Source organism: Mycobacterium sp. (assembly GCF_032161845.1).
GTDB lineage: Bacteria > Actinomycetota > Actinomycetes > Mycobacteriales > Mycobacteriaceae > Mycobacterium.
The window spans coordinates 1-8,420 of record NZ_JAVRQA010000314.1 but is presented as its reverse complement, the minus strand read 5'-3'; the positions used below and the strand labels follow the sequence as shown (position 1 = coordinate 8,420).

Annotated in this window: 10 protein-coding genes and 2 tRNA genes; 6 read left to right on the top strand and 6 right to left on the bottom strand. The window is 66.0% G+C overall.

Annotated features, from left to right (window positions below; translation table 11 throughout):
* Nucleotides 1-1,424 (bottom strand): exodeoxyribonuclease V subunit gamma (locus QOD90_RS17045; protein WP_526351762.1); only part of this gene is annotated, 1,424 nt, incomplete at its 3' end.
* 99 nt (nucleotides 1,425-1,523) lie between these two features.
* On the opposite strand from QOD90_RS17045, the gene QOD90_RS17040 reads away from it, so the two are divergent.
* Both QOD90_RS17040 and QOD90_RS17035 read left to right on the top strand, forming a co-directional pair.
* Nucleotides 1,524-2,117 carry an HD domain-containing protein gene (locus QOD90_RS17040; RefSeq protein WP_526351760.1) on the top strand — a complete coding sequence of 198 codons (594 nt, stop codon included), beginning with the start codon at nucleotides 1,524-1,526 and terminating at the stop codon, nucleotides 2,115-2,117.
* An 11-nt stretch (nucleotides 2,118-2,128) separates the two neighbouring features.
* Nucleotides 2,129-2,707: a hypothetical protein gene (locus tag QOD90_RS17035; protein WP_526351758.1), complete on the top strand. Its 579-nt coding sequence runs from the start codon at nucleotides 2,129-2,131 to the stop codon at nucleotides 2,705-2,707.
* 522 nt (nucleotides 2,708-3,229) lie between these two features.
* Here the strand turns inward: QOD90_RS17035 and QOD90_RS17030 are convergent.
* From QOD90_RS17030 to QOD90_RS17010, 5 genes are all read right to left on the bottom strand, one after another.
* Nucleotides 3,230-3,481 carry a hypothetical protein gene (locus tag QOD90_RS17030; protein ID WP_526351756.1) on the bottom strand — a complete coding sequence of 84 codons (252 nt, stop codon included), beginning with the start codon at nucleotides 3,479-3,481 and terminating at the stop codon, nucleotides 3,230-3,232.
* Between the two features lie 115 nt (nucleotides 3,482-3,596).
* Nucleotides 3,597-4,310 carry a crotonase/enoyl-CoA hydratase family protein gene (locus QOD90_RS17025; RefSeq protein WP_526351754.1) on the bottom strand — a complete coding sequence of 238 codons (714 nt, stop codon included), beginning with the start codon at nucleotides 4,308-4,310 and terminating at the stop codon, nucleotides 3,597-3,599.
* A gap of 36 nt (nucleotides 4,311-4,346) precedes the next feature.
* Complete coding sequence (locus tag QOD90_RS17020) at nucleotides 4,347-5,186, bottom strand: DUF8453 domain-containing protein (RefSeq protein WP_526351752.1); 840 nt, start codon at nucleotides 5,184-5,186, stop codon at nucleotides 4,347-4,349.
* Between the two features lie 253 nt (nucleotides 5,187-5,439).
* Complete coding sequence (locus tag QOD90_RS17015) at nucleotides 5,440-6,597, bottom strand: DUF2510 domain-containing protein (RefSeq protein ID WP_526351750.1); 1,158 nt, start codon at nucleotides 6,595-6,597, stop codon at nucleotides 5,440-5,442.
* A 99-nt stretch (nucleotides 6,598-6,696) separates the two neighbouring features.
* Nucleotides 6,697-7,422 (bottom strand): MBL fold metallo-hydrolase, encoded by a 726-nt coding sequence (locus QOD90_RS17010; protein ID WP_526351748.1) that lies wholly within the window; start codon nucleotides 7,420-7,422, stop codon nucleotides 6,697-6,699.
* Nucleotides 7,423-7,549: 127 nt separating this feature from the next.
* On the opposite strand from QOD90_RS17010, the gene QOD90_RS17005 reads away from it, so the two are divergent.
* The 4 genes from QOD90_RS17005 to hadA all read left to right on the top strand — a co-directional run.
* Nucleotides 7,550-7,622, top strand: a tRNA-Thr gene (locus QOD90_RS17005).
* Between the two features lie 60 nt (nucleotides 7,623-7,682).
* Nucleotides 7,683-7,756, top strand: a tRNA-Met gene (locus tag QOD90_RS17000).
* Between the two features lie 39 nt (nucleotides 7,757-7,795).
* The gene (rpmG, locus tag QOD90_RS16995; RefSeq protein WP_059015841.1) at nucleotides 7,796-7,963 is read left to right on the top strand and encodes a 50S ribosomal protein L33; all 168 of its coding nucleotides are present in this window, start codon (nucleotides 7,796-7,798) and stop codon (nucleotides 7,961-7,963) included.
* A gap of 52 nt (nucleotides 7,964-8,015) precedes the next feature.
* A partial coding sequence (gene hadA / locus QOD90_RS16990; RefSeq protein WP_526351746.1) for a (3R)-hydroxyacyl-ACP dehydratase subunit HadA occupies nucleotides 8,016-8,420 on the top strand: 405 nt, incomplete at its 3' end.

Here is an 8,420-nt window from a genome sequence, read left to right as displayed (position 1 = left end):
TGCTGGTCGAATCCCCAGCGGACGTTCGCCTGACGGACCCAGCGGGTGACGTCCTCGAGGTTGTCGTCGGTGAAGCCGAAGCGGGCCCGCACCGGCGCGGCCTGCGCGAGGTTGAGCACCTCGCTGGCGGTCACCCGGCTTCCCGCCAACGCCAGCAGCTGCGACGCCACGCTCAACAGCGGATTGGTTTGCACGAGTGAGCGATCCGCCAGCCGCATCCGCAGCCGGTGCGCTGGATGCGCACCGCGCAGCACCTCACCGAGACCGAAGTCGGCGTTGATCAGGGGGGCATAGGTCTCCACGTCGGGGCACATGACCAGGATGTCGCGTGGCTCCAACGTCGGGTCGTCGGCGAGCAGGCCGAGCAGCACCTCGCGGAGCACGTCCACCTGTCGGGCCTGGCCGTGACACGCGTGCACCTGAACGGAGCGATCGCCCTTGGCCAGTGTCCTGCCCTGTGGCTGAACGGCATTCGCGGCGATGTCGGACTGCAGCCAGCCGAGCAGGTTGGCCGGATACTCGCCGTTGCCGAGATACTCGTCGGTGTGCAGATCCGTCGGCAGGATGATCTGCAGCTCGCGCAGGTCCCTGCCGAGGGTGGCGAGCAGTGGATGGTGAACGGCCCGGTGACTGGTGTCGGCGCGGCGCGTGATGGGACCGCGTACGCCGGCCAGTGCGCGCCAGAGGTCGTCGCTGGGGTGCGGCAGCCACAGGTGCACGTCGTGGTGGGTGGAAAGGGCTCCGATCAGTTCGATCTCGGTGATCGGCAGCCGGGTGTGGCCGAACAGGGACAGCCGCGGCGGCAGGGCAAGAGGTGATTCGCGCAGACGCGCAACGGTTTTCCCATGCCTTACGTGGGGCGGGTCGACGGCGACGCGGTCGACGAGGGCCCGCCAGAGAGGTGGTTGCCAGTCGAGGTCGGCGTCGAGATCTCCGATGTTGCCGTCGAGCCAGTCGGCCAGCAGCTGTGGACGTTGCTTGGCGTAGGACGCGAACAATCCGGCGATCCGGCGCGCGACGGCGTAGCGCCTGCCCTGGCGAAGCTCCCTCTCATCGCCGACCTCGAAGTGACCGAGATGCGTCGCGAGCGTCCGACACCACGGCTGCTCAAGGCTCTCGTCGATCACCTCGAGCAGCGGCCACACCATGGCGTTCGGCGACCACGGATCGTCGTCGGCGGTGCCCGTGACCTCCGCGATAAGCGAATACGGATTCCTGAACTCGACGCCCGCGCAGACACCGTCGGCGCCCGCCCCGCGGCCAAGGACGTGGGACAGGCGCTGGCTGAGCCACCGTTCGACGCCGCGGGCGGGCACCAGCACCAACTCCATCGCGAAGGGATCGTCGAGGGGTTCGGCGAGCAGGGCGCCGAGGCCGTCTGCGAGGAGGTCCGTCCGTTCGGCACGGTGGAGGTGAAGCGACATTGAAACCAGCCTAGGGGGCACCGCCGACAGCGGTTCGGGAATGCCGCCACCGTTTGCCCGGCGGGGCGGACGTGTCCTACGTCTGTGCCACAGTGAGGTATGTCCACGCCACGCCTGTCCCCGCGCTTCGACGAGGCGCTCGGCTACGCCTCGAATCTGCATCGCACGCAGACCCGCAAGGGTGGCGACACCCCGTATGTCGGTCATCTGCTCTCGGTGGCCAGTCTGGTGATCGAGGGTGGCGGCACCGAGACTCAAGCCATCGCCGGCCTGTTGCACGACGCCGTCGAGGACCAGGGTGGGGCGCCGGTTCTCGCCGAGATCCGCGAGAAGTTCGGCGACGACGTCGCGGTCATCGTCGCCGAGTGCAGCGACACCGACGAGGTGCCCAAACCGCCGTGGAAGCCTCGCAAGGAGCGGTACATCGCACATCTGGCGACGGCGAGCGGGGCCACGGTTCTGGTGTCGCTGGCCGACAAGCTCGACAATGCCCGCGCCATTTTGCGGGACTACCGCGACATCGGAGAAGCGTTGTGGGCACGCTTCAGCGAACACGACCCACACGAGCACCTCTGGTATTACGAATCGCTCCTGGCGGTGTTCAAGGCGAGGAACTCTTCGTGGCTGGTGGATGAACTCGAGCGCGTGCTGATCGAACTAAGAAATCTGGTGAGCGCCTCCGTCAGCGCCTAAGGTCGTTGGCGATGGCCAACGATGACGACACGCTGACTGACCAAGCGCGCCTCGAGGCGCTCCGCAAGCAGCACGCCGCGGCTTCGACCGCGCCCGATGTCGGCGCCGTTCAAAACGCTTGTGCTGCACTGCGATCCGCTGCCGCCGCGCAGGCCGACGCGGAACGCACTGCGGACGTGCTCTCCGCGGACCGCGTCCAGTTCCTCGAGACCAGCCTGGAGTTCCACGACCGGCACGGCACGCAGCCCTGCCCGGTGTGCGCGACGGGCACCCTCGACGACGAGTGGGTCACGCGGGCCAGGGCAGCACTGGCCGAGGAGCAGGATTCCGCGAGCGCCCTGCGGGTGGCACGGTCCGGGGCGCATCGAGCGCGCCAAGCACTGATCGCACTCATCCGCACGGTCGACGCCCCGCCCGCCGAGGATGCCGGACTGACGGCGGCCGCGGCCGCGCGCGCTGCCCATCAGTCGATTTCGGCGCTGTCGGCCGACGACGACGCTGCGCTCGCCGATCGCATCGAACGCGAACTGCCCGGGCTCCGCTCGGCATACGACGCGCTTCGGGAGGCGGCTGCGGCCGCGCTGGAGTGACGGGGCGACGCCGGCGCCGTCACGGCGTTTCTCGCGGCGGCTTTGGGGTTCGGCTGGAGGCACGGTTGGCCAGCGACCGGTTCACCATCGCATAGCGAGCGGTGATCGCCACGTCGATGACAGCCATTGCCGCTACACCGGCTATTGCTGCCAACAACACCACCAGTAGAAATGTCTGAGTCGTGGATTGGCCGCCCATGCAGCCGAAGATTTCGTTGCACTTTAGCGGGCCGAAAGCCGCGCAGGTGACCGCGGCAGGAAGTGCCGCAGCTAGTGCGTACTTGACAGTTCGTGACGCGATGACTCGGCCCCCCTCGGGCGCAGAACGTAGTGCAAGCGTCTAACTTGAGCTCCCGCTACCGAGTCCGATGTAGTCGCCCGGCGGTGGGCCCACCTCACCGGCAGCCTTCCAGGCGGCGAGCCGTTGTTCAGCACGTTGACGTGTCACTCGATCGAATCGAATCAACACGCACACCGATCCGGTGACTAGCACAAGACCGGCGATGACCAGCAGAATCATCGTCACGAACCACCTCCGAAGCCCGCGTTGCCGAAGAAGGCTCCGGCCCCGTAAGGGCTCGACCCGTCATCGTAGGCACGCAGTCGTTTCTTCTGTGCGATACCGGCACCGAGCCAGAACACGCTGAACGGGCCGAAGAGCGGGCCCGCAATGATCCACATCAAGAGCGGCCGCAGCTTGACCCGAATTGCGACCCCGATAGTGAACAGCCCAAAACCAAGCCAGATGAGCCCAATAATCCCCAACGGCGTCATCGATCAGCCCCCTCGTCCAAATCATAGGACGGTGTGCAGTACGTCACCACTCCCAGCGCCTAAGTGAATCCGCCAGGAGGCGTGCGCTTCGTGCGGCGGCCTCGCAGACGAAGATCTAGCTTGCCGTGAACTCCGTGGGCAGCCCGTCGATCCCCGCCTGGATTGCCGCGATCGCGTCCTTGCGAGCCTTCAGCTTGCTGGCCCGGTGCGCCTTCACGTGCAACCCGGCGGCAGCGTCGGAGGCGACGTCGTGGGCCCGGGCCAGAACGTTGCCGTCCTCGACGATCTCGTCCAGCCACCCGGCGGCGACGGCCTCCGTGCCGGTGAACACTGCCGCCATCGCGACGGCACGCTGAAAGGCCGCACGCGTCAAACGGTTTCGCATGATCTCGATCGCCGAGATCGGCAAGACCATGCCGATCGCGACCTCGTTGGCCTGGCATCGCGAACTCGGCGACCCGACGCGGTGATCACCGCTGAGCATCAGGAACGAACCCATCGCAATGGCTGGCCCCGTCGCCGCCATGATGACCGGCACCGGGAAGCTCAGCAGCCGGATCGACAGCTCGAATCCACCGGAGAGCATGCCGAGCGCCGCGGCGGCGTCGCCGGAGTTGAAGACGCTGAGGTCGAAACCGGCGCTGAACACCCGCGAGTTGCCCGCGAGCACGATGGCCTTGATCTCGCCGTCGCTCGCAGCCTTCTCGGCCAGGTCGAGCGCCTGATTGATGTTCTGCTGCATCGCCGGCGACAACACGTTGACCTTGCCGTCGTCGAGCGTGATCGTGGCGACGGACTCGGTCTGCTCATAAGCAACGGTGCTTGTCATCGACTCTCCCTTGAATACGGTTCGAGCCGATCGTACTTAGCCCAAGTGCGCGGAATGACGGCCAGCCACCCCATTTTGGATCCAGGGGAAGTCCAACTCGGTGGTCTGGTCCAACTGCCTTGTGCGCCAACGATCTTGGGTTTCCTCCACGGCCTTGTTCATCCGATCGATCTCGGCGCGGAACACGTCGGGCTGCGTCTCCTTGGAGGCGTAGTGGAAATACGTCAGCACGCTGCGCAGGAGTTCCAGCTTCTGCTTCTCCCGCTTGGCCAGATCGTGGGTGGTCATCAACTCGATGCGCTGCGCCGGCTGAAGGGTGCCCCAGTCCAGGCGGAACATCGTCTCGAAGGATTCCCGCGTCTTCCACAGGCGGGTCTTCTTCGCCTTTGCGTCGGGTCGCGGTCGGTCGTAGTAGGTCAGGGCACCGTCGAAGCGATCCCGGATCGAGCCGGCCAATTCCTCTCGGCTGATTGCGGAGTCCCACACCGTTCGCCATTCCTGGCCAGGAGCCAAGTAGGGGAGTTCGCTGGGAAGGTCGAGCTCGGCCACTTCGGGCGGCCCGTCCGCCGGGGAGTCCTCGTATGCGGCGACCGTCGGATGATTGACGAAGGTGAACCGAATGTCGTGGGCGGCGGTCTGTCCGAAGTTTCGCACCACCAGCTCGATGACGTGCCAATCGGAGGGATGCGGCTCCATGAACATCGTCACTTGTGGCCGGACTTGCTCGGTCTTGAGCTGGCGGTTCTTCGTGAGCTGGCGGTTGGCCCAGAAGAGCACGACGATGCCGAGCACCAGTGCCGCCCATGCCGCGATTGCCAGCCAGCCGCCGGAGCCGAGGTTCGTCAGATCGTTCCATCGATCCCGCATCCAGTCCACTGCGCCCTCACCTGTCGGTTGGTGTTAGCTCAGGACAATAGTGCTTTGCTGACAGCAATGCAGATGCACATATTTTGGTAGCTAGCGACCGGCTAGAGGGTACCGCGCGCGTCCCATTTTCTCAGGTGCAACTCAGGTGCGTCTGGGGATGTGCTCAGTTGCGTCGCTTAACGTGGGCACTGAGCTTCCCCCAAGCTCTTGATGTCTCGGCCCCGTCACCATCCCCCCGGTGACGGGGCCGAGCTCGTCTGCCTTACTGCAGCGGTAGTTCGACGCCCGGACTCACGGGGTCGGCCCGCAACTGAACGGTGTCCGGCGCGGTGCCCACCGGCACGTCGTAGACGAGCGGCGTCTCGACCTTGTCACCCGGGGCCACCGTGGCGATGGTGCCGCCCAGGAACGCGGTGGCCTCGTCATCGAGTGCGAAGGTCTCTCCGGCCGCGGCGAGCTTCTGGAACGTCGCGACGAACGTCAGCGGAGAGGTGCCGGTGTTGGTCACGTTGACGTAGACGACGTAGAACATGCCGGTCGCCGTCTTCTGGACGGCGTCGCTGACAGTGGACGTGATGGTGTCGCCGGTCTCGGTGCCCGCGACCGAGAAGGTGTAGTCGCCGTCGCTGCCCTCGCTCGGGGTCGCAGGCGGCGTGGGCGTGGGCGACTCATCGGAGGACGTCTCCGACGAGCTCTCCGACGTCGTCTCGCTCGACGTGGTGGAGGACTTGGAGGACGACGTGCCCTGCGACGTCACGGTCGGCTCGTCGTGGCGGATCACCACGAAGACGACGATCAACACCAGCGCCAGCAGGATTACCGCTGCGCCGCCGAGGATTCCGAAGACCAGCTTCTTGTTGGGGCCGCCTCCGGATGGTCCGTAGGGCGGTACCGGTGGCCCCGGAGGGCCAGGTGGCGGCGCAAAGGGCGCTGCCTCATATGACTGGGTGGGCTGGGTCGGCGGTGGGGTGTAGGACTGCCCGGCCGGTGGTGCATCCCACGACGGCAGCGGCGCGTCCCATGGCGTCGACTCGGGCGCCGGTGGTTCGTACGACGTCGGCGGGTGCGTGTCGTAGGGCTGACTGGGCGTCGCGGAGTACTCCGTCGAGGAGCTTGACGGGGGGGCGGACGCTTCTTCGGTTGCGTCGGGGACGCGGTGGGATCCGCCCTGCGCCGGGTCGAGTTCGGAACTGCCCGCCGGATCGACCGCCGGCCGCGTCGGCACAACGGTCGTCGCCTGTTCGCTGGCCGGAAACTCGTCGGCCTGCGTGGCGGGCGGCTCTGCGGGCGTTTCCGCGACGGGGGCCGCTTCGGCAGCAACCGGGGCGGGCGCACGATGCTCGGTCCAGCTGGTGCCGTCCCAATACCTCAGGCCAGAAGGGTCTTCGGGGTCCGGATACCAGTCGGCCGGTGTCGTCATCGCAGGGTCCTTCCGATCCTGTGCCCCTGGGGCGCTGAGCACCGAACTTAGCGCAGGTGGTGAGCCAACGCGCCACTTCGGATCACGCCAGCCTGTGGGCTAGCCGCCCATCGCCATGCGCCACTGGTCGAGACTGCTGGCCCGGTAGACGTAGTTGGTGCGCCGCACCTCCGACAGCGAGGCGCTCGGCTCTGCCGAATACCAGTGCCCAGGAAACACCGTGGGATCGCCGGGCAACTTTGCCAGCGCTTGCAGGCTGCGGAACATGTCGTCGATGTTCCCGCCGGGGAAGTCCGTGCGTCCGCACCCCTCCAGGAACAGGGTGTCGCCGGCGACCAGTCGGCCGTCGAGCAGGAAGCACTGGCTGCCCGGGGTGTGGCCGGGAGTGTGCAGCAGCTCGATCTCGACGTCGCCGACCGTCACCTTGTCGCCATGCTCGTGGGAGGTCAGTTCACTGAGCGGGATCCCGGTGATTCGCGAGACCCAGTCCGCCTCGTGGGTGTTCACGTGCACCGGCACGCTGACCCGTTCCAGCAGCTCGGCGAGGCCCTTGAGCTCGAAGCCCATCATCGACCCGCCCACGTGGTCGGGGTGGTGGTGACTGACGAGCACTCCCGACAGATGCATGCCGTCGGCCTCGAGGGCATCGAGCAGATCGTTGGCGGCGTACGCCGGATCGACGACGACGCAGTCACCCGTCTCGCGATCGCCGATGAGGTAGGCGAAGTTGCGCATCTGCTGGGCGATGACGTCGTTCGCGGCGAAGTCGCTGCCGGACAACAGCTGCTTGAAGTACAGACGGTCCTGGTCGGTTGGGCTGGCCATGCCAATGATTAAGCCACAGACTGAGCCGAGGACCGCAGCCGCGACGAAGCGGTTTGGCGAGGGTAACGGCGAGAATGTACCCTCTTTAAGGCCCTGCGGCGTGACTCGCGTCCTCCAAGGGGAAGCTGCCCCCTTAGCTCAGTCGGTAGAGCGCTTCCATGGTAAGGAAGAGGTCAACGGTTCGATTCCGTTAGGGGGCCCGGTGGATCGGCCAGGGCGAGCGCAGCGACGGGATGCGGTCGGGCTGGTGTGGTGCCCATGGCGGTGTAGCTCAGCTGGTTAGAGCGCACGACTCATAATCGTGAGGTCGGGGGATCGAGCCCCCCCACCGCTACAAGACGACAACGCAAGTGAATGAAGAAGGACGACAGACGTGGCCTCGAGTACAGACGTACGGCCCAAGATCACCTTGGCCTGTGAGGTGTGCAAGCACCGCAACTACATCACGAAGAAGAACCGGCGCAACGATCCGGATCGGCTGGAGCTCAAGAAGTTCTGCCCGAACTGCGGGACGCATCAGCCGCACAAGGAATCGCGCTAACGGACGACCCGCGGGCTTCGGCTCTGGGTTGACTGACTTAGGGAACTGATCCGTGCCGCTGTCTCCAGACATCATCGGGATGCACTATCGCTATCCCGACTTCTACGAAGTCGGGCGCGAGAAGGTGCGTGAGTACGCCGTCGCCGTCAAGAACGAGGATCCGGCCTACTTCGACGAGGGTGTCGCTGCAGACCTCGGCCACGATTCGCTGCCCGCGCCGCTGACCTTCATCTCGGTCTTCGGTTACACCGCTCAGACGGCGTTCTTCGAGAACGCCAACATCGGCATCCAGGATGCGCAAATCGTCCAGGTCGACCAGGAGTTGAAGTTCTTGCTGCCGATCAAGGTCGGCGACCGCCTCTACTGCGACGTTTACCTGCATGCGTATCGGCAGGCCCACGGCACGGACATCATCGTCACGAAGAACATCATCAGCAACGACAAGGGTGAGGCCGTG

Coding starts and splice junctions, on each gene's coding strand:
- QOD90_RS17040 (WP_526351760.1), top strand. CDS start 1,524: ATGTCCACGCCACGCCTGTCCCCGCGCTTCGACGAGGCGCTCGGCTAC.
- QOD90_RS17025 (WP_526351754.1), bottom strand. CDS start 4,310: ATGACAAGCACCGTTGCTTATGAGCAGACCGAGTCCGTCGCCACGATC.
- QOD90_RS17030 (WP_526351756.1), bottom strand. CDS start 3,481: ATGACGCCGTTGGGGATTATTGGGCTCATCTGGCTTGGTTTTGGGCTG.
- QOD90_RS17035 (WP_526351758.1), top strand. CDS start 2,129: ATGGCCAACGATGACGACACGCTGACTGACCAAGCGCGCCTCGAGGCG.
- QOD90_RS17010 (WP_526351748.1), bottom strand. CDS start 7,422: ATGGCCAGCCCAACCGACCAGGACCGTCTGTACTTCAAGCAGCTGTTG.
- QOD90_RS17015 (WP_526351750.1), bottom strand. CDS start 6,597: ATGACGACACCGGCCGACTGGTATCCGGACCCCGAAGACCCTTCTGGC.